21 protein-coding genes are annotated in these 23,180 nt (G+C 70.8%); 11 read left to right on the top strand and 10 right to left on the bottom strand.

Going from position 1 to position 23,180, the window contains the following annotated elements; translation table 11 throughout:
- Nucleotides 1-100: 100 nt before the first annotated feature.
- Nucleotides 101-1,702, top strand: coding sequence for a gamma-glutamyltransferase family protein (locus ICW72_RS06970; RefSeq protein ID WP_191085536.1), 1,602 nt, complete (start codon nt 101-103; stop codon nt 1,700-1,702).
- Nucleotides 1,703-1,777: 75 nt separating this feature from the next.
- Here ICW72_RS06970 and ICW72_RS06965 read toward each other — a convergent pair whose 3' ends face one another.
- The 6 genes from ICW72_RS06965 to ICW72_RS06940 all read right to left on the bottom strand — a co-directional run bounded on the left by ICW72_RS06965 (nt 1,778) and on the right by ICW72_RS06940 (nt 7,879).
- On the bottom strand, nt 1,778-2,749 hold the full coding sequence (locus tag ICW72_RS06965) for a Bug family tripartite tricarboxylate transporter substrate binding protein (protein WP_191085535.1): 972 nt from the start codon (nt 2,747-2,749) through the stop codon (nt 1,778-1,780).
- Nucleotides 2,750-2,785: 36 nt separating this feature from the next.
- The gene (locus ICW72_RS06960; protein ID WP_191085534.1) at nt 2,786-3,922 is read right to left on the bottom strand and encodes a mandelate racemase/muconate lactonizing enzyme family protein; all 1,137 of its coding nucleotides are present in this window, start codon (nt 3,920-3,922) and stop codon (nt 2,786-2,788) included.
- Entirely contained in the window at nt 3,922-5,061 is a 1,140-nt protein-coding gene (locus tag ICW72_RS06955; protein WP_191085533.1) for a mandelate racemase/muconate lactonizing enzyme family protein, read from the bottom strand. Before ICW72_RS06955 ends, ICW72_RS06960 begins: the two co-directional genes overlap by 1 nt.
- 69 nt (nt 5,062-5,130) lie before the next feature.
- On the bottom strand, nt 5,131-5,454 hold the full coding sequence (locus tag ICW72_RS06950) for a hypothetical protein (protein WP_191085532.1): 324 nt from the start codon (nt 5,452-5,454) through the stop codon (nt 5,131-5,133).
- A complete protein-coding gene (locus ICW72_RS06945) occupies nt 5,424-6,716 on the bottom strand; it encodes a DHA2 family efflux MFS transporter permease subunit (protein ID WP_191085531.1) in 1,293 nt (430 codons plus the stop codon). The genes ICW72_RS06950 and ICW72_RS06945 overlap by 31 nt, the downstream gene beginning before the upstream one ends.
- On the bottom strand, nt 6,713-7,879 hold the full coding sequence (locus tag ICW72_RS06940) for an HlyD family secretion protein (RefSeq protein ID WP_223880882.1): 1,167 nt from the start codon (nt 7,877-7,879) through the stop codon (nt 6,713-6,715). Before ICW72_RS06940 ends, ICW72_RS06945 begins: the two co-directional genes overlap by 4 nt.
- A gap of 145 nt (nt 7,880-8,024) precedes the next feature.
- Here ICW72_RS06940 and ICW72_RS06935 point away from each other — a divergent pair, with 145 nt between their 5' ends.
- Nucleotides 8,025-8,534, top strand: a complete 510-nt coding sequence (locus ICW72_RS06935; RefSeq protein ID WP_191085530.1) for a ferritin-like domain-containing protein — start codon at nt 8,025-8,027, stop codon at nt 8,532-8,534.
- Nucleotides 8,535-8,537: 3 nt separating this feature from the next.
- On the opposite strand, the gene ICW72_RS06930 is transcribed toward ICW72_RS06935, so the two are convergent.
- Genes ICW72_RS06930 through ICW72_RS06920 form a run of 3 tightly spaced genes read right to left on the bottom strand, consistent with a single transcriptional unit; the run spans nt 8,538 to nt 11,891 of the window.
- Nucleotides 8,538-9,671, bottom strand: coding sequence for an MFS transporter (locus ICW72_RS06930; protein ID WP_191085529.1), 1,134 nt, complete (start codon nt 9,669-9,671; stop codon nt 8,538-8,540).
- A complete protein-coding gene (locus ICW72_RS06925; protein WP_191085528.1) occupies nt 9,671-10,561 on the bottom strand; it encodes a DUF1624 domain-containing protein in 891 nt (296 codons plus the stop codon). The genes ICW72_RS06930 and ICW72_RS06925 overlap by 1 nt, the downstream gene beginning before the upstream one ends.
- A gap of 22 nt (nt 10,562-10,583) precedes the next feature.
- Nucleotides 10,584-11,891 carry a sensor histidine kinase gene (locus ICW72_RS06920; RefSeq protein WP_191085527.1) on the bottom strand — a complete coding sequence of 436 codons (1,308 nt, stop codon included), beginning with the start codon at nt 11,889-11,891 and terminating at the stop codon, nt 10,584-10,586.
- A gap of 145 nt (nt 11,892-12,036) precedes the next feature.
- Here ICW72_RS06920 and pqqA point away from each other — a divergent pair, with 145 nt between their 5' ends.
- From pqqA to ICW72_RS06880, 8 genes are all read left to right on the top strand, one after another.
- A complete protein-coding gene (pqqA, locus tag ICW72_RS20590; RefSeq protein ID WP_223880959.1) occupies nt 12,037-12,192 on the top strand; it encodes a pyrroloquinoline quinone precursor peptide PqqA in 156 nt (51 codons plus the stop codon).
- Nucleotides 12,193-12,253: 61 nt separating this feature from the next.
- Nucleotides 12,254-13,174 (top strand): pyrroloquinoline quinone biosynthesis protein PqqB, encoded by a 921-nt coding sequence (gene pqqB, locus ICW72_RS06910; protein ID WP_191085526.1) that lies wholly within the window; start codon nt 12,254-12,256, stop codon nt 13,172-13,174.
- The gene (gene pqqC / locus ICW72_RS06905; protein WP_191085525.1) at nt 13,174-13,893 is read left to right on the top strand and encodes a pyrroloquinoline-quinone synthase PqqC; all 720 of its coding nucleotides are present in this window, start codon (nt 13,174-13,176) and stop codon (nt 13,891-13,893) included. The genes pqqB and pqqC overlap by 1 nt, the downstream gene beginning before the upstream one ends.
- Nucleotides 13,890-14,150: a pyrroloquinoline quinone biosynthesis peptide chaperone PqqD gene (gene pqqD / locus ICW72_RS06900; RefSeq protein WP_191085524.1), complete on the top strand. Its 261-nt coding sequence runs from the start codon at nt 13,890-13,892 to the stop codon at nt 14,148-14,150. Before pqqC ends, pqqD begins: the two co-directional genes overlap by 4 nt.
- On the top strand, nt 14,144-15,223 hold the full coding sequence (pqqE, locus tag ICW72_RS06895; RefSeq protein ID WP_191085523.1) for a pyrroloquinoline quinone biosynthesis protein PqqE: 1,080 nt from the start codon (nt 14,144-14,146) through the stop codon (nt 15,221-15,223). Before pqqD ends, pqqE begins: the two co-directional genes overlap by 7 nt.
- Nucleotides 15,224-15,297: 74 nt before the next feature.
- The gene (locus ICW72_RS06890) at nt 15,298-16,500 is read left to right on the top strand and encodes a PQQ-dependent sugar dehydrogenase (RefSeq protein ID WP_191085522.1); all 1,203 of its coding nucleotides are present in this window, start codon (nt 15,298-15,300) and stop codon (nt 16,498-16,500) included.
- Nucleotides 16,500-17,081 carry a c-type cytochrome gene (locus tag ICW72_RS06885; protein WP_191085521.1) on the top strand — a complete coding sequence of 194 codons (582 nt, stop codon included), beginning with the start codon at nt 16,500-16,502 and terminating at the stop codon, nt 17,079-17,081. Before ICW72_RS06890 ends, ICW72_RS06885 begins: the two co-directional genes overlap by 1 nt.
- 63 nt (nt 17,082-17,144) lie before the next feature.
- Nucleotides 17,145-17,888: a tellurite resistance TerB family protein gene (locus ICW72_RS06880; RefSeq protein WP_191085520.1), complete on the top strand. Its 744-nt coding sequence runs from the start codon at nt 17,145-17,147 to the stop codon at nt 17,886-17,888.
- Here the strand turns inward: ICW72_RS06880 and ICW72_RS06875 are convergent.
- Nucleotides 17,885-19,144 carry an MFS transporter gene (locus ICW72_RS06875; protein WP_191085519.1) on the bottom strand — a complete coding sequence of 420 codons (1,260 nt, stop codon included), beginning with the start codon at nt 19,142-19,144 and terminating at the stop codon, nt 17,885-17,887. The genes ICW72_RS06880 and ICW72_RS06875 overlap by 4 nt on opposite strands.
- A gap of 295 nt (nt 19,145-19,439) precedes the next feature.
- Between ICW72_RS06875 and ICW72_RS06870 the strand changes: the two genes are divergently transcribed.
- The gene (locus tag ICW72_RS06870) at nt 19,440-23,171 is read left to right on the top strand and encodes a histidine kinase N-terminal 7TM domain-containing protein (protein WP_223880881.1); all 3,732 of its coding nucleotides are present in this window, start codon (nt 19,440-19,442) and stop codon (nt 23,169-23,171) included.
- Nucleotides 23,172-23,180 lie beyond the last annotated feature (9 nt).

The raw sequence follows: 23,180 nt of genomic DNA, 5'->3' as shown, positions 1-23,180 counted from the left end.
TCCGCTGTCGAACAACGCCCGATGGACCCATGCCGTTGCGCGGGGCGTTGCGGTGGGGGCTGGCAGGCGTAACCTGCGGCCACCGCAGAGGAAAGCCGCCATGATCCAGACCCGCACCCACCGGCCCCTGTTGATGGGGCGACGCGGCGCCGTGGCGTCCAACCACCCGGTGGCCACGGCCGCCGGCATGGAGGTGCTGCGCGCCGGCGGCAGCGCGGCCGATGCGGCGGTGGCCGTCTCGCTGACGCTGGGGGTGGTGGAGCCGCATATGTCGGGCCTGGGCGGGGATGGTTTCTACCACCACTGGTCCGCCGCCTCCGGCCGCGCCGAGACCTATGCCGGCACGGGCCCCGCGCCCGCCGCCGCCACGGTGGAACGCTACCGCGCCGAGGGCGGCATCCCGGTCTGGGGGCCGCTTTCCACCCAGACGCCCGGCAAGGTGGCGGGGCTGGCCGCGCTGCACGCGGCGCATGGCGCGAAGCCCTGGGCCGGCCTGTTCGACCCGGCCATCGAGGCGGCGCGCGAGGGCTTCGCCGCCACCGCCACCTTCCGCCGCTTCGCCACCACCATGCGCGAACGCCTGCTGCCCGATGCCCTGGCGCGCGACACTTTCCTGCCCGGCGGCGCCCCGCCCGCGCTGGGCGCGGTGGTGGCGCAGCCGGCCCTGGCCGCCACGCTGCAACGCCTGGCCGAGGGCGGCGCGGAGGATTTCTTCCGGGGCAGCCTCGCGCGCGACCTGGCGGCCGACCTGGCCGATTCCGGCACGCTGGTCGCCGCCGCCGACCTCGCCGCCGTGCGGCCGCGCGAGGCGCCCCCCATCGCCATGGCCTGGCGCGGCTTCGAGCTGCGGCAGACGCCCGCGCCCTCCATGGGCTTCGCCATGTTGCAGATGCTGGCCATGCTGGAGCATCACGACATCGCGGCGATGGGCTGGGGTTCGGAGGCGCTGGTCCATCTGATGGTGGAGGCCAAGAAGCGCGCCTTCCTGGACCGTGAGGCCCATGCCGGGATGGAGGTGCCGCCCTTCGCGGAGCTGCTCTCCCCCGCCCGCGCGGCCGCGCACGCCGCCGCCATCGGCCCCCGCGCCGCGCATTTGCCGGTGCGCCCCGCCCCGGAAGCCGACACCACCTATTTCTGTGTGATGGATGCCGAGGGCAACGCCGTCTCGGCCATCCAGTCGCTGAACTCGGCCTTCGGCGCGGGCGTGGTGGGGCCGCGGACGGGCGTGCTGTTCAACAACCGCATGGCCTATTGGCACCTGGAGGAGGGCCACCCCAACCGCCTCGCCCCCGGGCGCATCGTGCGCCACACCATGAATGCGCCCATGGCGATGAAGGATGGCAAGCCCTGGCTGCTCTTCGGCACGCCGGGGGCCGACAACCAGGTGCAGATCAACGCGCAGGTGCTGGTGGCGATCGCCGTCTTCGGCCTCGATCCGCAGCAGGCGCTGGAGGCGCCGCGCTGGACCTCCTCCCAGCCCGGCCAGGAGAGCAACTATCCCCATGCGGGCGGCGAGGTGCTGACGGTGGAGGCGGGCCTGGGCGAGGATGTCATCGCCGGGCTGCGCGCGCGGGGCCATGAGGTGAAGGTGGTGCCGCCGCTGGAAGGCCCGTGCAGCGTGGCCGCCATCCGCCTGCTGGAGAATGGCGTGCGGATGGCGGCGTCCGACCCGCGGCGGGATGGCTGGGCCGCGGCCTGGTGAGCGTCTGATCGCCTTCGGTGGAACACCGAAGGCGTGAATCAGCCGCTCGTCACGGGCCGCGACCCACTCTGACCCTCAGTTCGCCCGGATGCCGGCCTCGCGGATCACCTCGCCCCAGCGGGCGCGGTCACGCCGGATGGTTTCCAGGAATTCCGCCTGGGGGCCGTAGATGATCTCCAGCCCGTTCTCGGTCATGCGGCGCTGGAAGTCGGGGCTGGCGGTCACCGCCTGCAAGGCCGTGTGCCAGCGCGCCACCACCGCCGGCGGCAGGTTGGGCGCGCCTGCGATGCCGAACCAATTGCTCACCGTGAAATCGGGCAGGGTGGCGCTGATCAGCGGCAGGTCGGGGAAGAGCGGGCTTGGCCGCGGCGCGCCGAAGGCGATGGGCCGCAGCGCGCCGGCGCGGATCTGGCCCAGGAATTCGGGCATGTTGCCCAGCATCATGTGCGTGCGCCCCGCCGCGATGTCCACGATGGCCGGCGCGCCGCCGCGATAGGAGACGTGCAGCATCTCGATCCGCGCGAGGCGGGCCAGGAACTCGCCTGACAGGTGCTGGCTGGTGCCATTGCCCGCGCTGGCATAGGTCAGCGTGCCCGGATTGGCCCGCCCATAGGCGATGAGTTCCGGGATGTTGGAGAAGGGCGCGTTCGGGCTCGCGACCAGGATGTTGTAGACATTCGCCACATTCGCGATGGGCGTCAGGTCGCGATCAATGTGGAAGGGCATGGTGATGCCCGGCATCACGGGCAGGATGGCGTGCATCGCCATGGTGGCCAGCACCACCGTATGCCCGTCGGGCGGCGACTTCGCCACCTGGTCCACCGCCAGCATGCCCGAGGCGCCGGTGCGGTTCTCGACGATGACGCGCTGGCCGAATTGGCGGGTGAGCTCGTCGGCGAGCATGCGGCTCAACAGGTCGCAGGTGCCGCCGGGCGAGAAGCCGCAGAGGAAGCGGATGTCACGCGAAGGGAATTCCTGCGCCCGTGCCGGAATGGCGGCGACGCAGGCGATGAGGCAGGCGAACAGAAGCCGTCTGGCAAGCAACATGATCGTGTCCTCCCTTTTTGTTGGGTCTTCTAGCCCTCAGACATAGCCGGGCCCTTCAATGGCGGGGTGGGCGCGCAGGAACGCCTCGTCAATCTCGACGCCGATGCCCGGCGCCTCCAGCGGCAGCACGCAGCCATCGGCGCCGATGCGCCAGGGCTCGCTGCCCATCTCGTCGCGGAACTTGTTGGCGCGCGAGACATCGGCCTCGAAGTATCCGCCATTGTCGATGGCGGCGAGAAGATGGATGGACGCCGCCTGGTTCACCCCCGTCATGGAGGAATGCGGGTGGACGGGAATCTTGAAGGCCGATGCCATGGCCGCGATCCGCAGCGTCTCCGTGATGCCGCCGCATTTCGACAGGTCCGGCTGCCAGATGCGGATGACATTGTCCTCCAGCACCCGCGTGAACTCGAAGCGGGTGAAGTGGTTCTCGCCCACCGCGAGCGGCACCTGGCCGAAGGCGCTGGCCTCGGCATAGGCGCGGTGGTCATGGGCGGGGAAGGGCTCCTCCAGCCAGCCGATGCCGAGGCGGTCCATCTCCGGCATCACCTGACGCGCCTGGATGATGGAATAGCCGATATTGGCGTCGGTCAGGATGGTGAGGTCATCGCCGAACTCGGCGCGGATGGCCTCCATGCGCGCCACGTCGTCGCGCACCGTGTCGCCCACGCGCAGCTTCACGGCCTTGTAGCCGGCCGCCATGTGGGGCGCCGCCTCCGCCACCAACTCGGCGGGCGGCTGGTAGCCCAGCGCGACACCGCCCGCATAGGCCGGGATGGGCCGCCGCGCACCGCCCAGCAGGCGATAGAGCGGCAGCTTCAGCGCCTTGGCCTTGGCGTCCCAGATGGCCATGTCGAGGCCCGACATCGCCATGGCGCAGCCGGCGCCCATGCCGTGGCTCGCCAGCTGGTATTTGTAGATGCGCGCCCAGATGCCCGTGGTGTCGAAGGCGTCCATGCCGAGGACGAGCTGGCGCAGCGTCGTCTCGATCAGCTTCGCGATGGCGGTGTGGGCGCGGCCGTGATGGCTCTCGCCCCAGCCCACGATGCCGTCCTCGGTCGTCACCTTCACCATCACGGCATCGCGCTTCACCGCCTGGCCGATGCCGAGCTTGGGTCCGCCGGGCGGCAGGGGAAAGGAGGTCGGGAAGGCCTGGATCTCGACGATCTTCATCACGCGGTTTTCCATTTCATGAGGACGTCACGGTCCACCTCGATGCCGAGGCCGGGCCCATCGGGAACCTTCACCATGCCGCGCACCTGGCGGATGGGCTCGCGCGCCAGCTCGTCGCGCAGCGGGTTGGGCGTCTGCTCGAACTCCAGCATGGGCGGCATGGGGCGAAAGGCGGGCGGCTGGTCCGGCAGGGCGGCGATGAACTGGATGGTGGCGGCCAAGCCGATGGCGCTGCCCCAGGCATGCGGCACGCATTCCACCCCGAAGGCGGAGGCCAGCGTCGCGATCTTGCGCATCTCGCTGATGCCGCCCGCCGCGCAGACATCGGGCTGCACGATGTCCATGGCCTTCTTCGCGATGATGTCGCGGAAGCCCCAGCGGGTGAAGTCGTTCTCCCCGCCCGCCACCGCCATGTCCAAGGCCTGCGAGACGAGCGCGTAGCCGTCATGGTCCTCGGGGCTGATGGGTTCCTCGAACCACAGCAGGTCGAGGCTTTCCATTGCGCGGCCGAGCTGGATGGCCTGGGGCACGGTGAAGCAGTGGTTCGCATCCACGGCGAGCTTCACCTCGGGCCCGATCGCCTCGCGCACCGCGGCCACGCGCCGGAGGTCCAGCGCCGGGTCGCCCAGGCCGATCTTCATCTTGATGGCGCGGAAGCCGTCGGCGACATAGCCCTGCGCTTCCTCCACCGCCTCCTCGACCAGCCGGTCCATGTCGATGAAGTAGAGGCCGGTGGCATAGGCCATGATCTCGGTGCGATAGGCGCCGCCGATCAGCTTGTGGATGGGCTGGCCCGTGGCGCGCCCCATGATGTCCCACAGCGCGATGTCGATGCCCGAGAGCGCCGTGATGGAGAAGCCCTGCGCGCCGTAATCCTTGATGCGGTTGTAGAGATCCTCCCAGACCACCTCCACGTCGAAGGGGTCGCGGCCGACCACGCGCGGGGCGTATTGCGTCTCGATCAGCGCCTTGTTGACGGCGGCCGGCCCATAGCATTCGCCCCAGCCGGTGATGCCCGCATCGGTCTCGATCTCCACCACGCAGGAAGAACGCGTCGTGTAGCGCCAGCCGCGCGCGGAAACGAACGGCTTCTCGACCTTGGACTGCAGGACATGACACGTGACTTTCGTCACCTTCATCCTGATCCCTCCCCATCTTTATTTGCGGGGAGGCTGGCATGCCGGCCGGGCCGTGCCTAGAGGAAACTTCTATCGCGCGCCGGGCGGCTTCTGCCGCAGCGTCAGGCCCGGGATCACGGCCAGGAGGCACACCAGGCCCACCACCAGGAAGGCGTCGCGGAAGCCTTCCAGCGCGGCCTGCGCCTCCACCATCCGCAGCAGGAAATCCTGCGCGGCGTCACGGCGGATCACCTCGGGCAGGCCGCCCTTGGCGTAGAGGCCTTCCAGCAGGCGCCGCGCCTCCAGCAGCGTGTCGCCGCCCTCGGTGGTGGAGGCCAGGGTCTCGGCGTGGAACTGCGTGCGCCGCTCGGTCAGGACGGAAATCAGATTGGTGCCCAGCGCGCCGCCCAGCATCCGGAAGAAGTTGATGCCCCCGCGCCCTGGCCCAGCAGGTGCGGCGGCAGGGCGCGCATGGCGCCCACATTCATGTTGGGCATGGTGAGGCCCAGGCCCACCCGCCCCACCAGGATCCAGAAGGCCAGTTCCCAGAACCCGGTATCCGTGCCCACGAAGCTGATCAGCCAGCAGGAGAGGGCGAACAGCGCCAGCCCCGCGCAGATCGGCTGCCAGGGCGGCACGAAATCCGACATGCGCCCCGCCGCGAGAAACACGAAGGCCACCGCGAAGCCCGCCGGCATCAGGATCAGCCCCGAGCGCGTGGGCGTATAGCCCTGCACGATCTGCACCAGCAGCGGCAGCAGATAGGTCGAGCCGAAGATGGCGCCGCCATAGATGAAGGCCACCAGCGCCGCCATGGCGAAGCCCATGTGGGAAAAGACGCGCAGGTTCAGCAGCGGCGAAGGGTTCACGCGCTGCCACGCCACGAAGCCGATGGTCGCCACACCCGCCGCCACCAGCTTGCCCACCACGATGTCCGAATACCAGCCATGGCGCTGCCCATCCGTCAGCCCCGAGAGCAGCCCGCCAATCGCCACCGCCAGCAGCAGGCAGCCGAACCAGTCAAGCGGCCGCGCGGCACCTGTGGCCAGCCGCCCCGGCATGAAGATCAGCCCCAGCAGCAGGCCCAGCCCCGCGGTGGGTAGGCTCAGGAAGAACAGCGCGTGCCAGCCGAAGCTGTCCACCAGTACGCCGCCCAGCGCGGGGCCGGTGGCCGGCGCCATCACCACGCCGAAGCTGAACAGCCCCATGGCGGTGCCGCGCCGCTCGGGCGGGAAGACCAGGAAGATGATCTGCATGGACAGCGGCTGCAGCAGCCCCGCCGACGCCCCCTGCGCCACGCGGCTGACGATCATCAAATTCGCGTTTTCCGCAACGCCCGCCACCACCGAGGCCAGGATGAAGATGCTGATGGAGCCCACATAGGTCAGGCGGAAGCCGAAGCGTTCCACCGCCCAGGCGTTCAGCAGCATGAAGCCCGTATTGGCCGCGAGGAAGCCGGTGGCGAGCAGCTGCCCCTGCTCCTGCCCCATGCCGAGCGCGCCCATGATGTCGGGCAACGCCACGACCACGATGGTGGAGGACAGGATGCAGGAGATGGTGCCCGTCAGCGCCGCCAAGGTCACCCACCAGCGGTAGGAGGGGCCGAAGCGGGCGAACATCTCCTCGACAGTCGGACCGCCGCGGCGGGGGGTTGAGGCGGCTGCCGTGGCGCTCATGGTCGCGCGGGAATCCCCTCGCCATCGGCGCGGGCGGTGACGCGCGCCAGCATGCCCGGCCGCAGCATTCCCGGTGGCGGCGCGGGGTCGAGCCGCACGCGCAGCGGCAGGCGCTGGGTGATGCGCGTGAAATTGCCCGAGGGGTTGGCGCTGGGCAGCAGCGCAAACTGGCTGGTCGCGGCCTCGATCAGGCGCTCCACCTCGCCCTCGAAGCGCTCGCCCGGCCAGGCGTCCACGGTGACGGTGACGCGGGTGCCCAGGCGGAAATGCCGCACCTCCGTCTCCTTCACATTGGCGTCCACCCAGACATTGGCGGGGTTGTGCACCAGGATCATGCGCTGGCCGGCCTGCACATGCTCGCCGGGTTCCAGGAAGACGCGGTTCACCACGCCGTCGAAGGGCATGCGCAGCGTGCGGTCCTCGACCTCCAGCGCCGCGCGGTCGCGCTGCACTTCCAGTTCGCGCGCCTGGGGGCCGAGCGCCTCGATCTGCGCGGTGATGACGCCCATTTCCTCGCGCGCGGCGAGGGCCACGGCCATCATCGCCTCCGCGTTGCGGATGTCGGCACCGGCGGAAAGCACACGTTGCCGTGCGGATTCCGCGCCCAGGCGCAATTGCTCCAGCCGCTGCCGCGTGGCGGCCCCGGTGGCGCTCAGGCGCTCCGCGCGGTCGAGTTCGGCCTCGGCGAAGACGCGCTCGGCCTCGGCGGAGGGCAGGGCGGCGCGGGCGGCGTCGAGGCGCGCGCGCGCGGCCTCATGCTGGCTGCGGCTCGTCTGGTCCACCAGGGCGAGGCGCGCCTCCAGCTCCGCCCGCCGCGCGGCGATGCCGGCCAGCCGCGCCTCGTACTGCTCGACGGCCAGCGCCGCATCCCGCGCATCCATCCGCGCCAGCAGCGCGCCCCGCGCCACGCGGTCGCCGGGCGAGACGGCGATCTCGCGCACCCAGCCCGGCGCTCGGCTGGAGAGCACGGTCATGTCGGAGCCCACACGGGCATCGTCCAGCACCACATGGGTGAATTGCCAGTGCAGCCAGCGCAGCCCGAGGCCCAGCACCACCACGGCCACCACCATCAGCGCCACCCGGCGAACCCAGCGCCGGCGCTGGCCCGCGCGCCGTTCCGTCAGCACCTCGCGCCCGGATCGCTCCGCCGGACCGATGTCCATTCCAGCATCCCTATTCGCCGGGGCGAAAGCATAGGGTCACATCCGCCGCGCGGCCAATGGTGCCAGGCCCGAAACCTGGCAACGATGAGGAGCAGGGGGCGTTCCGACAGGGAGGACAGGCCAACACAAAGCAAGGAGACAACCCATGCAGGAAAGCTACCGCGACACCTACATCACTGGTCTCATCAACGCCCGCGCGCTGGAGGTCGAGGCCACCCAGCTTCTCTCCCGCCAGATCGACCGGGTGAAGAGCTACCCGGAGGTCGAGGAGGCGCTGCGCCGGCACCTCACCGAGACCGAGCAGCAGCGTGACCGGCTGGATTCCCTGCTGGAGGCGCATGGCACGTCGCACTCCTCGGTGAAGGATTTCGTCACCGGGCTGGTGGGCAACATGGCCGCCATGGGACATGTGCCGATGCAGGACGAGATCATCAAGAACTCGTTCGCGAACTATGCCTTCGAGCATTTCGAGATCGCGTCCTACAAGTCGCTTCTCACGCTGGCGGACCTGGCGGGCGATACCAAGGGCGCCGGCCTGCTGAAGGTGTCGCTCCAGGAGGAGCAGCGCATGGCGCAATGGTGCGAGGACAGCCTGGAGGGCATCACCCGCAAATACGCCACCCTGCGTGCCCAGGGCGAAAAGGCGGGGATCTGAGCCTCAGCGCAGCCTGAGCCAGAGCACCCCGCAGAACAGGGCCACCGCCCCCCAGAGCCCCATCAGGGCGGGGGCGGTGCCCACCGCATCGGCGAGGAAGCCCACCGTCAGCGGGACGGCCGAGAAGCCCAGATGCGCGATGACGAAGAAGCCCGCGATGGCGCGTGGCCGCTCCTGCGGGGCGCCGGCCGCGGCCAGCGCCAGCCCGCCCAGATAGACGAAGCCATAGGCCGCGGTGCCCAGCACCGCCCCACCGAGCAGCAGAAGCCAGAGCATTCCGCTGAGTGTGCCCGTGATGGCCAGGCCCGAGCCCAGCACCAGCACCGGCAACCCCATCAGCAGCGCGGGCCGGGGTGCCACGCGCCGCAGCGCCTGCTGCGTGGCCGCGCCCACCAGGATCATCAGCGCCACCGCCCAGGCGCCGGCCTGGCCCTGGCCAGCGGCGGCAAGCGTGGCCGGGATGGTGGTCAGCACCACCCCCGTCAGCCCCCAGGCGGGCAGCATGCCGAGGCTTCCGGCCAGGGTGCCGCGCGGAAACAAGGGCAGCCGTAGCCAGCCGCCGCGCGGGGCGGGAAGCGTCTCCGGCAGGGGCGCCAGCAGCGCCAACACCGTCCCGATCAGCGCCAGATGCGCCCAGAACACCACGGGCGGCCGCCAATCGGGCGCGGCCAGCAGGGCCAGCAGCGTCAATAGGGAGCCGGTGCCGAAGCTCAGCGCCGTGCCGGTGGTGACGACGCCGGCGCCCAACCGGCTCGCGGCCTCGGTTCCGCTGCCCTCGCGCTCGGCCAGTTCGGCGGCCCAGGCGCCGGCGGCATTGGCCACGCAGCCCATGCCCAGCCCCTGCAACAGCCGCGCCAGCGCCAGCGGCAACAGGCCCGGCCACAGCGCCAGCAGCAGGGTCGAGCCGCCGGTCAGGGCCAGCCCCGCCATCATGCAGGCACGGCGGCCGATGCGATCGGGCAGGGGGCCGAGCAGCGGCGCGGTCAGGATCAGGACGGCGGCGTAGCAGGCGAAGGCGGCGGCGAGCGGCCCCGCGCCGGCGCCCGCCGCATACTCGGCATAGAGGGGCAAAGGCAGGGTGGTCGAAAGCCCGGCCGCAAACACCGCGAGACCCACGCGGCCTGGGGCCGCCAGCATCAGAACCCCGTCTCGGCGCGGCAGGCGGGGTCCACCGCCTCCCAGCGCGCGCCGCGGGCCAGGTTCCGTTCCAGGCAGGCGGCATAGGCCTCGCAGGCGGCGCGGGGCCGGGCATCGGCCATGCAGGCCGCGATGAACTGGTCCTGCCAGCCCTCGGCGAGGCCGCTGGGGGAAGGGGCGGGCGCCACCAGCATCAGGGCGCCGATCAGCAGGGGTTGATGCACCAGGTAGATCAGCAGGCTCCAGCGCCCGGCGCCGACCAGCCCGCGCCCCAGCCATCCGCCCGGCCGCCAGCCCCACCAGGGCCTGGGCCCCGCCGCGACCCAGGCGCGCCCCAGTGCCACGCCCCCCAGCACCAGGGCGAGCCAGGGAAAGACCGGCACCAGGTCCGGCGAGGGGGGCGTGACGGTGGACAGCCCCAGCCAATACCAGCCGAAGCCGTTGAAGACCGGGTGGGCCAGCAGATGCGGGCCGGCCAGCAGCACCGCCATGGCCAGCCCCAGCAGCCAGAGCGGCGCACGCAGGAAGGGCAGGGCCAGCAGGCTCGCCACCGCGATCATGTGCAGGATGCCGAAGAAGATGAAGGCCTGCGGGTTGAACCACCAGCTTCCCAGGCTGACCAGCAGCGCCGCCCCCGCGATGAAGCCAAGCCGCCGCAGATAGGGCCGCCACCCCTTCCCGGCATGGGCGGCCAGCACCAGGCCCACCCCCACCAGCCCCAGGAAGGCCCCCGTGATGCCGCGCGCGAAGGCGACCCAGCCCGGATGCCGCGTCACATCCGTCGTGATCAGGCCGAAGAGCGAGAGGTCCCAGGCAAAATGATAGACCACCATGGCCACGATGGCGGCACCCCGCGCCGCGTCCACCGCGGCGAGGCGGAAGGGCGCCATCAGCCCCGTGCCGCGGGGAGGTCTATCCAGAAGCGGCTGCCCTGTCCTTCGGTGCTGTCGAAATCCATGCGGCCCCCATCGCCTCGGTCAGTTCGCGGGCGATGGCGAGGCCGATGCCCGTGCCCTCCACCGCGCTGTGCTCGGCGCCCAGGCGGTTGAAACGCTGGAACACCTCGTCCTGGCGCCCGGCCGGGATGCCGATGCCGGTATCCGTCACCTCGATGCGTGTCCAGCCCGGTTCAGGCCGCCCGACGCGCAGATGCACCTCGCCGCCCTTCCGGTTGTACTTGATGGCATTGGAGAGAAGATTGCCCAGCACCTGCTGCAGCCGCCCCCGGTCGGCCAGGACGCGGCCCTGGACGGGGGTCACGGTCAGCGCCACCCCGGCCTTGAGGCTGGCGGGCAGGGCCACCGCGGCGGCGTCGCGCAACAGCGTGGGGAGGTCCAGCGCCTCGATGCGCAGCGAAACACCACGGTCCTCGATGCGCTTCACGTCCCGCGCATCCTCGATCAGGCGCAGCAGGCGTTGGCCGCCCTGCTCGATCTCGCGAACATAGTCGCGTTGCAGGGGCGTCAGCGGGTGGTCGGGGTCGGTGGCGAGAAGCTGGTTGAAGCCCATGATGGCGTTGAGCGGATTTCGCAGCTCATGCCCCATGCCCAGCAGGAAGTCGGTCTTGGCGCGGCTCGCTTCCTCCAGCCGGGCCTGGGCCTCACGGAGCTGTTCCAGCAGGCGTTCGATGGTCATCAGCAGCAGGCCGAGCAGGCCCACGGCCATGGCGGTGGGCATCCCCGCCACCGCCACCAGGAAGCCGAGATTGGCGAAATCGGCGGGCCCCAGCAGCAGGTGGTGGTAGATGCGGATGACGAGCATCACGAACAGCGCCAGGAAGCCGAGGGCCGCGAAGCCGAGCCCCATGCCCGAGGCCCGGTCCCGGTGCACCGCCAGGTTGAACAGGAGCGCCGACAGCAGGATCAGGCCGCTCGTGCTCGTGACGACGATCCGCATCGAGTTGTCCTGCGCCACCAGCACCGCCCAGGCGGCCCCCGCGGCCGACACCAGGATGAGCAGGCCCGTCGCCTTCCACTGGGTCGGGCGGCCGAAGAAGCGGCGCAGCCCGTTCAGCAGCAACACGCCCCCCGTCAGCCACAGCGTCGAGTTGATCACCCGCGGCAGGGGCTCCAGCTGGTCCAGCCCAGACGAAATTTGACCAAAGGCGAAGGCGAAGAGGATGGCCGCGATGGCCCATTCCATGGGGCCGGGCATGGGGCGCGTCAGCCGCCAGGCCACAAGCAAGGCGCCTGCCAGCGACACGTAGAACAGCGCGTTCATGACAAGGCCGGGAGACATTCTGGACGCATGAACCTTAAGCTGACGCGCCAAGATAACGATGTTTGCATGCCTTGGACACAGGGGGCGTGCAACCCCTGAAACGTGTGGGCGTTGGCAAGGAACGGGGATATCGGCCGGCGCCTTGATGGGTGCCCAGGCCCACCCCATAGTCGGACAGGATGGCATCGTGTCCATCCCATGCAACGCACAGGAGAGAAACATGGCCTGGAAGACCCCCAAGATCGTCGAAGTGTCCCTGGCGCTGGAAATCAACAGCTACGCCTGCGCCGAGATCGGCTGAGGCCCGCCGCGGGGGTGTTTCCCCGCGAAACTGAACGAGCCCTGGAGAAGGTGCCGCGCCCATGCTGCGCGTGATCGTGCTGGGCGCGGGGGCGGGTGGCGGCTTCCCCCAGTGGAACTCCGCCGGCCCTGGTTGCCTGCGCGCCCGTGCGGGCGACCCGGCCGCCCTGCCGCGAACCCAGGCTTCCATTGCCGCTTCGGTGGATGGGGAGCGTTGGGTGCTGGTCAATGCCAGCCCGGATTTGCGCGCGCAGATCGCGGCTACGCCCGCGCTGCATCCTCGTCAGGGCCGGTTGCGCCATTCCCCCATCTGCGCCGTCGTCCTCACCGGGGGCGAGGTGGATGCGGTCATGGGGCTGCTGCATCTGCGCGAGCGGCATGCTTTCGAGATCTGGGGCGCGCCCCCCGCCCTCTCGGTGCTGGAGGCCAACCCGATCTTTCGTGCCTTGAATCCGGACATTGTCTCCCGCCGTGCGCTCCCTCTCGGGAGGGAGTTCGACCTGATGGGGCTTCGCATCACCCCCTATCCGGTTCCCGGCAAGGTGCCCCTCTTCGCGGAGGAGGTCGGCCTCGCGGACGACGCGGCGGTGGCTCCCGTGACCGAGGATGGTGAGGCGCTGGGCCTCGCTCTCTCCGCTGGCGGTGGCACGCTGCACGTCATTCCCGGCTGCGCCATGATGACCCCCGCCCTGCGCCAGCGGTTGGCGGGCGCGGATTGCGTGCTGTTCGACGGCACCCTCTTCACCGATGACGAGATGATCCGCACCGGCGCCGGCCCCAAGACCGGCCGCCGCATGGGCCACATGCCCATGACCGGGCCCGGCGGCGCGCTGGAGGCCTTCGAGGGGCTGGGCGTGCGCCGGCGCATCTTCCTGCACATCAACAACACCAACCCCGCTTTGCTGGCCGACAGCCCCGAGCGCGCGCAGCTCGCCGCCGCCGGCTGGGAGGTGGCGGAGGACGGGATGGAGATTTCTGTCTGATGCTCTCGCCGGACCAGTTCGAGGCCGCTCTGCGCGCGATCGGGGATGAGCGCTATCACATCCACCACCCCTTCCATCACCTGCTGCATGACGGGAAGCTGTCCAAGGCGCAGGTCCAGGCCTGGGCGCTGAACCGCTACTACTACCAGGCCTCCATCCCGGCGAAGGACGCCTCGCTGCTGGCGCGCCTGCCCACCACCGAGCTGCGCCGCGAATGGCGCCGCCGCCTCGAGGACCATGATGGCGACGGCAGCGCGCCGGGCGGCGTGGAACGCTGGCTGGCGCTCACCGACGGGCTGGGGCTGGACCGCGACTATGTGGTGTCGCTGCGCGGCCTGCTGCCCGGCACGCGCTTCGCGGTGGATGCCTATGTGCGCTTCGTGCGGGAGCGTTCGGTGCTGGAGGCCATCGCCTCCTCGCTGACCGAGATGTTCTCGGCCAACATCATCCGGCTGCGCGTGGCCGGCATGCTGCAAAACTACGATTTCGTGAGCGAGGCGACACTCGCCTATTTCAAGCCGCGCCTGACCCAGGCGCCGCAGGATGTCGCCTTCGCGCTCGACTATGTGAAGCGCCATGCCGACACCGCCGAGAAGCAGGAGGCCTGCCTGGATGCGCTGCGCTTCAAATGCGACCTGCTCTGGGCGCAGCTGGACGCGCTGCACCTGGCCTATGTGGAACCGGGGCTGATTCCCCCCGGCGCCTTCGTGCCGGCATGACAATTCCCCGCTTCGCCCCCGGCGTCCGCCTGCAGGAGGACCGTGCCCGCAACCGCTGGATGGTCATGGCGCCGGAGCGCATGTTCCTGCCCGACGAAACCGCGCTGGCCGTGCTGCGGCTGGTGGATGGCGCGCGCGATGAGGCCGCGATCGTCGCCGCGCTTGCCGCGCAATACGCGGCACCCGCCGAAATCATCGCCGCCGATGTGCGTGCCCTGCTGGAGGACCTCCGCGCCCGGGGGGCGTTGACGTGGTAGACGCCCCGCTCGCCCTGCTGGCGGAACTCACGCACCGCTGCCCACTGCGCTGCCCCTATTGCTCCAACCCCATGGAGCTGGCGCGGGCCGCCGCGGAACTCACCACCGCCGAATGGGCGCGTGTCTTCGAGGAGGCGGCGGCGCTTGGCTGCCTCCAGGTGCATCTCTCGGGCGGGGAGCCGACCGCGCGGCGCGACATCGTGGAGATCACGGCGGCTGCCCGCGCCGCCGGGCTCTACACCAACCTCATCACGGCCGGCGTCCTGCTTGATGCGGGGTTGATGGAGCGCCTGGTGGCGGCCGGCCTCGACCATGTGCAGCTCTCCGTGCAGGACGCGGACGAGGCGGGTGCCGAGCGCATCGGCGGCCTCAAGGGCGCCCATGCCGCCAAGGCGCGGGCGGCGGCTTTGGTGCGCGCGGCGGGCCTGCCGTTGACGCTCAACGCCGTGGTCCACCGGCAGAACCTGCACAACCTGCCCCTGCTGGTCGAGCGCGCTCTGGAGTGGGGTGCCGCGCGGCTGGAAGTGGCGCATGTGCAGTATTATGGCTGGGCGCTGGCCAACCGCGACGCCCTGCTGCCCACCCGCGCGCAGCTGGACGAGGCCACGCGCGTCGTGGACGCCGCGCGCGTTGCCCACAAGGGCAGGCTGGTCATTGACTATGTGGTGCCGGACTACCACGCGACGCGCCCCAAGGCGTGCATGGGCGGCTGGGGGCGGCGCTTCCTGGGCGTCTCGCCCGCCGGCAACATCCTGCCCTGCCACGCGGCCGAAAGCCTGACGGGGATGGTTTTCCCCAATGCGCGTGAGGTGAGCCTCGCCGCCGCCTGGGCCGACAGCCCCGCCTTCAACGCCTTCCGCGGCACCGCCTGGATGCCCGAGCCCTGCCAGAGCTGCGACCGGCGCGAGGTGGATTGGGGCGGCTGCCGTTGCCAGGCCTTCGCCCTGACGGGTGAGGCGGCCGCGACCGACCCCGCCTGTGCCCTCTCGCCGCATCATGGGTTGTTGCAGGCGGCCGTTTCGCACGCGGAGGGTGGGGTGTTCCGCTACCGGCAATACAGCCGCGCGCGCTGACCACAAGTGCCTCTTGCGGGCGGCCGCGCGCCGCCCTTCTAATCATGGCAACCACCAATAAGCCGGAGGGACCCATGAACACCAACATCATCCCCGCGCTGGCCGGCGCGGCACTCCTGCTGGCGCCGGGCTTGGCCCTCGCGCAGGGCGCGCCGCCGCCCGCCTGGGCGCAGGGCCGTTCGCCGGAGATGGCCAACTCCACCCTGGCCCCCCATGCCGGACGCCTGACGGTAACGCCGCCCGACCAGCTTCCCACCGCGCAGCTGCGCGTGCCCGAAGGCTTCCAGGTGGAGCTCTGGGCGCATGGGCTGCCCGGCGCGCGCGTGATGGTGCGCGGGCCCAACGGCACCATCTTCGTGGGCACGCGCGGCATCGGCCGCGTCTATGCCGTGCGCGAGGAGGGGGGTGAGCGCCGGGTCAGCACCTTCATGCAGGGGCTCCAGCAGCCCTCCGGCCTCGCGATCCGTGATGGCGCGCTCTACATCTCGGCCATCAACCGCATGCTGCGCGTGGACAATGTCGAGCAGAACCTGTCCAACCCGCAGCCCGTGGACCTGACCGCCGCCTTCAACCTGCCCGAGGCGCCGCACCATGGCTGGACGCATATCGCCTTCGGGCCCGATGGGCGCCTCTACGTGCCGCGTGGCGTGCCCTGCAACATCTGCGACACGGATGGCGAACGCTACGCCCTGATCGCGAGCTTCAACCCCGACGGCACCGACCGGCGCATCGAGGCGCGGGGCGTCCGCAACTCCGTGGGCTTCGACTTCCACCCGCGCACCGGCCAGCTCTGGTTCTCCAACCACGGGCGCGACTGGGCGGGCAATGACAACCCCTCCGACACGCTGCACGTGAACCTGCGCCGCGGCGAGCATCACGGCTTCCCCTGGTGCGCCAGCGGCTGGCAGGACCCGGCGGTGAGCGGCCGGCTGTGCAGCGAATTCCCGCCGCCGGCGCTGATCCTGGGCCCGCACGTGGCGCCCATCGGCACGCATTTCTACACGGGCACGGCCTTCCCCGAGCAGTATCGCAACGCGCTGTTCATCGCGAACCGCGGCTCCTGGAACCGCGAACGGCTCGCGGGCTACGAGGTGGTGGTGGTGCGCGAGGTCGAGGGCGGCCGCCTGGTGCAGGAGCCGTTCCTGACCGGCTTCCGCGATGACGAGAACCAGCGCTTCCGCGGCCGTCCGGCCGGCGTGCTGACCATGCCCGATGGCTCCCTGCTCGTCTCCGATGAGCAGAACGGCGCCATCTTCCGCATCACCTACCGGCGCTGATGCGGGCGCTGACCTTCCTCGCGGCGGCCCTGCTGGCCGCCGCGAACCCTGCCTGGGCCGGGGATGCCACACGCGGCGCCGCCCTGGCCGAGGCCCGCAATTGCGGCGCCTGCCATGGGGCGAACGGCATCAGCGCCGTGCCGCTGATGCCCTCTCTGGCCGGGCAGCAGGCGGAATTCCTGCTGGTCCAGCTCATCATGTTCCGCGAAGGGTTGCGCCCGGTGCCCGCCATGGTGGAGCCCGCGCGCGGCCTGACGGATGCCGAGATCGAGGACCTCGCGGCCTTCTACGCCACGCTGCCCTCCGGCCCCGCCGCCACCGATCCGCGCAACGAAGCGCTGGCCGCGCGCGGCGCCGAGCTCTCGGCCGCGCGCAATTGCGGCACCTGCCACCGCCCGGACTATTCGGGCCAGGCCCAGGTGCCGCGCATCAACCACCAGCGCGAGGATTTCCTGGTGCACACCCTCGCCGAATATCGCGACAACCTGCGGGTCGGCATGGATACGCAGATGAATGGCGTGATGCACGGCATGACCAACGCCGACATCCGCGCCATCGCGCATTATCTCGCGCATCGCTGACGGCGCGGGCATCCCGGCCCCGGCCACGGCGTTCTCCTCAGGCATTTCGAGGGGAGCACGGCCATGGCGATCAACCTGCGCAACATCCTGGAGCAGATGATGGGCCCCGGCGCGGCCGGGCCGACCCCCGGCGCGCGGCCGGGCGAGGCGCCGCCCGGCTCCGGTTCCTTGGGCACTGGCCCGATGGGCAACATGTTCGGCGGTTCCCTGGGCGACATGCTGGGCCGCATCCGCCCGCCCGCCACGGGCGGCCAGGCGGCGGCGGCCGGCGGGTTGCTGGGCGCGGTGCTGGGCGGCGGCCTCGCGCGCACGGGCGGCATGGCGTTGCTCGGGCTGCTGGCCCACCGCGCCTACTCCCAGTGGCAGGCGCAGCAGGCCGGCGCGGCCCAGACCCCGGCCGAGACGGAATTCGCGCAGCCCGACGCGGCCGACAGCGCGGGCAAGCCCTTTGGCCTCTCGCTCATCCGCGCCATGGTCGCCGCCGCCCGCGCGGACGGCGCGCTGGACGCCGGCGAGCGGGAGCGCATCTTCGCCGAGGCCGAGCGCCTCGACCTCTCGGATGAGGAGAAGGGCGAGATCTTCGGCATTCTCGACACGCCCGCCGACCCGCGCGCCGTGGCGGCGCTGGCCGCGACGCCGGCGCAGGGCGCGGAGCTTTATCTCGCTTCCGCCATGGCGATGGGCACCACGCACAATGCCTCGGAACGCGCCTATCTGGGCGCGCTGGCCAGCGCCTTGCGGCTGCCGCCCGAATTGCGCGCGCAGCTCGACACCCAGCTGCGCGAGGCGGCGGGGGAAGGGGACTAACCCAACCCCTCGGCCACCCGCAGGGACGCCCGCCATCGCCAGGCGATGTAAAGCGTCGCCGCCAGGCCGAAGCCGGCGAAGAGTGTGGCCGTGCCCGCGAAGCCGATCCATGCGATGCCGATTCCGGCCAGCAGCAACCCCATGGGCAGGCCGTAGATGGCCAGCATGCGCAATCCCATGACCCGCCCGCGGAAGGCGGGGGCCGTGATGCGCAGAATGAGCACCGAGAGCGGCACCATGCACAGGCTCTGCAGAAAGCCCGTCAGCAGCAGCAGCACCATGCCGAGCGCGGCCACCGCCACCCAGGCATAGACCAGCAGCAGCGCGAACCACAGCGCGGCCGAGGCCAGCATCAGCCGTGCGGGCCAGGGTCCCACCCCTCCCAGCCCGATCAGCAGCGACCCCAGTAATGCCCCGCCCGAGAAGCAGGCGAAGAGCGTGCCGAGCCCCGTCTGCTCCAGCCCGTAGATGTCGCGCGCCACATGCGGCAGCAGCCCGCCCGTCAGCGGATAGGCCGCGAAATTGGTCAGGCAGGCCAGCGCCAGCAGCGCGATCAGCGCCGGGTTGTCCCGCGCATGGCCCACGCCGGCCGCGAATTCCCCCCAGATGGCGCCGGGCGAGGCGCGGGCACGGCCCGTGGCGTCGGGCGGCACCTCGCGGATGCCGAACGCCAGCAGCAGGCTCGCGGCATAGAGGAAGGTGACCGCGAGATAGGCTGGCCCCATGCCGAGCCAGGCCACGATGCCCGCCCCCGTCAGCGCGCCCACCACACGCGCGCCATCCATGCTGACGCGCTCCACGCCCAGCGCGCGCGGCAGCAGCGCGGCCGGCATGGTGGCGCCGATCAACGCATTGCGCACGCCGATGTCGGAGGGCCGCACCAGCCCCATCAGGAAGGCCATCACGAAGACGGCCACCACGCCCAGGTTCCCGGTCAGCACCAGCGCCGCCAGCACCGCCGCCTGCACGACATAGAAGCCGCGCATGGCCAGCAGCACCCGACGCTGCCCCACCCGGTCGCCCGCGACGCCATAGAGCGGCGAGATCAGCGTGCCCAGGAATTGCAGCGCGCCGAAGATGGTGAGCGCCACGACCGAACCCGTCTCCACCAGCACGAACCAGGCCAGCAGCAGGGTCTCCATCTCGAAGGCCCAGGAGGTGGCGAGGTCGGACGGCCACTGGAAGCGAAAGCTGCGCTGGCTGAAGGGTGAGCGGGTTGGTGGGGCCACCGGGCGCGGAGCCCCAGCCTGACTCATCGGTTTCCTCCGAGGCACGGAATGGGAGCGCGCCCTTTGGGAAACTCTACCCATCCAAGCAGCGCAGGAAAGGGTTCCCCCTGCTGACGAGGCAATCCCGCCACCGCAAATATCAATCAGAGGAAGTCTATCTATGGTAGAGTTTTTGTGCGGGATGGGCGCTAGAATGGTAAGGCCTTACGAAATATCGTAAATTTACGAACTTGCCGCCAAATAGGCCCCACACCAGGAGTTCAAAGGGTTTGCCTGTCGTCCCGCGCCGCTTCCCTGTCGTGCGTCCCGCAGGGGCTGGGCCATGCTGACCGGCTGCACCTTTTCAACGCCAGGTGCCGTTGAACTTGTGGTTGTTGCTGTATGGCTTGGGGTCGCGACTGTCACCAGTTGGGTGCTGCGCCAGCACCCTTTCTTCGGCAGGCCACATTTCATTTTGTGCAACTTCGCCATGCTCTGGTGGCTGGCCATGGTGCTGGGCGAGCTCGCGACGCCCGTGCTGGGTTGCAAGATGTTCTTCGCGGCGGCCGCCTGGCCGGCCATCGCGCTGCTGCCCACGGCCTGGGCACTGTTCCTGCTGCACTATTGCTTCCACATGCCCATCCGTCACGGCGGGGCGGAGGCGGCGCTGCTCTGGGGCACGGTTCTCGTCGTCTCGCTCATGGCTTGGACCAACCCCTGGCACGGGCTGTTCTACGGCCCGGGCACCACGCTCGCGCTGCGCGATGGCCGGTTGTCGGGCGTCTTCGACCACGGGCCGCTCTTCTACATCGCGGCCGCCTGGCTCTACGTGCCGCTGCTGACGGCGCTGGGCGTCGTCGTCGCCGGCGCCTTCCGGGCTCCGGTGGCCCACCGCACCTATTTCCTGCTGCTGTTCTTCATCACCGCCATCCCGCTGGCCGCCAATGTCGCCTACATCACCCACGGGGCCACTGTGGCGGGCACCGACCCGACGCCCTTCGCCTTCGCCGCGGTGCTGGTGCTCTACACCGGCCTCATCTTCACCAACCGCATGTTCGACCTGACGGCCATCGCGCGGGATGTGCTCTACTACCAGCTTGGCTCACCCGTGCTGGTGCTGGACGTGGCCGGGACCGTGACGGGGGCCAACCCGGAGGCCATGCGCCTCTTCCCCGGCGGTCGCGTGGGCCAACCCATCTGGCAATGGCCGCACATGCAGGGCTTCGGCGCGGCGACGCCGGAGGGGATGGAGGCCCCCTCCAGCCTGGCTTTCGACGACCGCTTCTTCGACGTGACGACCATGCCCATCCACAAGCCGCTGGGCCAGGGACGCGGCATGATCGGCGCCGTCATCATGCTGAACGACACGACGGAGCTGCGGCGCAATTCCCGCCAGCTGGAAACCGCCCTCGAGATCAGCCAGCTGCGCCTGCAAGAGATCGAGAATCAGCGGCGCCTGCTGCGCAGCCTCTTCGACCTCGCGCCCTTCGGCATCACGCTGGTCGAGACCGCGACCGGCCGTCTGCGCGAGGTCAATCCCGCCTTCGCCAGCATGACGGCGCAGGCCGCTTCCCCCGGGGAAAGGCTGCCCGAACTGCTCTCCAACCCCGGCCGGGCCGCGCTGGCCGAGGCCGCGAGGCTGCCCGAGGGGGGGCGCGTGGGGCCCATCTCCACCGAGATCCGCCGTCGTGATGGCGGGTTCGTGATGGTCGAGTTGCAGGCCGTGGCCGCCGGCGCGGGCCTGCACTGGACCATCCTGACGGACCTGACCGAGACCCGCGCCCTGCAGGAGGCGTTGCAGGCCGAGCGCGACTTCCTCTCGCGCCTCATGGCGACCTCCGTCTCGGCCATCCTGGCGGTGGACGAGGACAAGCAGATCGTCTTCGCCAATGCCGAGGCCGAGCGCCTGCTGGAGATGGACCGCGCGGCGCTGCTCGCCACCCGGATCAATGATCCTGAATGGCACTACACCACGCCCGAAGGCGGCCCCATCACGGATGAAGAACTGCCCTTCCCCGTGGTGATCCGCACAGGCCAGCCCGTGCGCGACGTTCGCGTGGGGGTGGAGGGGCCGGACGGCCGCCGGCGCATCCTCTCCGTCAATGCGGCACCCATGCTCGCAACGACGCTGACGCCGGGCCGCGTCGTGCTTTCGCTGACCGACATCACCGCGCAATGGGAGGGCCAGGCGGCGCTGGTCGCGGCGCGGCAGGAGGCCGAGGCCGCCTCCATCGCCAAGAGCCGCTTCCTGGCCAATATGAGCCACGAAATCCGCACGCCCATGAACGCCATCCTCGGGCTGCTGGCCTTGCTGCGCCGCACCAGCCTGGATGCGCGGCAGGCGGACTATGTGGGCAAGACCGAGGGGGCCGCGCGCGCCCTGCTCGGGCTGCTGAACGACATCCTGGACTTCTCGAAGGTGGAGGCGGGCAAGATCGCGCTCGATCCGCGGCCCGTCTCGCTTGATGCCATGCTGCGCGAGCTGGGCGTCATCCTGGCGGCCAACCTGGGCGCCAAGCCCATCGAGCTGCTCTTCGACATGGATCCCCGCCTGCCGGCCCAGGTCCTGGTGGATGATCTGCGCCTCGCCCAGGTCCTGCTGAACCTGGCCGGCAACGCCATCAAGTTCACCGAGGCGGGCGAGGTGGTGGTCTCGGTGCGCGTGCTCGCGCGGGAGGGGGGGCGTGCCCACCTGGAATTCGCGGTGCGCGACACGGGCATCGGCATCGCGGCCGACAACATGGCGCGCATCTTCGAGGGCTTCCTGCAGGCCGAGGCCTCGACCACCCGCAAATTCGGCGGCACGGGCCTCGGGCTTGGCATCTCGCAACGCCTCGTGGCGCTGCTGGGCGGCGAGTTGCAGGTGGACAGCACGCCCGGGCAGGGCAGCCGCTTCCATTTCGCGCTGGAGCTCGACCTGCCCGAGACGCCGGCCCGGCTGCCTGGCCCGGCGAAGCGGCTGCTCTTCGTGGACCCGCACCCGGCGGCGCGCGACATCCTGCCACGGCTGGCGGCGCGGCTGGGCTGGCGGGCCGAGGCCGTCGCCGACACCGCCGCCGCCCGCGCGCGGCTTGATGCCCAGCGTTATGACGCGGTGCTGGTGGAGGGGCTGCGGCCGGACGCGCCCGAGGCCGGATGGGAGGGCGTGCTGGGCATGGGCACGGTCCATGGCTGCGAGGGCTATGTCGCCGCCGGCGGCAGGCCCGGCCGCTACCTGGTGAAGCCCTTCACCCCCGTGCAGCTGCGTGAGCTGGTGGAGGGGGCGCCGGCGATGCCCCCCCGCCCCGTGACCCCCGTCAGCACGCGGCGCCTGACCGGCCGGCGCCTGCTGCTGGTGGAGGACAACGTCATCAACCAGCAGGTGGCGCGCGAATTGTTGGAGGCCGAGGGCGCCCTCGTGACCGTCGCCGGCCATGGCGGCATCGCGGTGCAGCTGCTGACCGAGATGCCCGGACGCTTCGAGGCCGTGCTGATGGACCTGCAGATGCCCGAGATGGACGGGCTGGAGGCGACGGCGCTGATCCGGGGCCGGCTGGGCCTCAAGCACCTGCCCATCATCGCGATCACCGCCAATGCCATGCGCAGCGACCGCGATGCCTGCCTGGCCGCGGGCATGAACGCGCATGTCGGCAAGCCCTTTGACCTGGAGACGCTGGTGCAGACCCTGCTCTCCTGCTGGGACGGCGCCCCCCCCGCCATGCCGCCACGCGCGCCCGCGGCGCCGGATCTGCCGCGGATCGACATTCCCGCCGCCATCGCGCGCCTGGGCGACAATCAGGACCTTTTCGCCGAGACGCTGCGCGAGGCCCTGCCGATGATGGAAGCCGCCCCCGCCGAGGTCGCCGCGCAATGGCGGGCCGGCACCCATGCCGATGCGCGCCGCACCGCGCACACGCTGAAGGGCCTGGCGGGCATGGTGGGCGCGCCCCTGCTGGCGGAGGCCGCCGCCCGGCTGGAGGCGCAGCTCAAGGCGCGGCCGGAGGATGACCCGGCCGAGGCGCTGGACGAACTGCGAAGCGAACTCGCCGCCAGCCTTGCCGCCTTGCGCGCCTGGCTGGACGGATGCGAGGGATAGGTACCGCGC

Origin of the sequence: Roseococcus microcysteis (assembly GCF_014764365.1) — a bacterium.
GTDB classification, from domain to species: domain Bacteria; phylum Pseudomonadota; class Alphaproteobacteria; order Acetobacterales; family Acetobacteraceae; genus Roseococcus; species Roseococcus microcysteis.
This window is presented reverse-complemented; position numbering and strand designations above follow the sequence as displayed.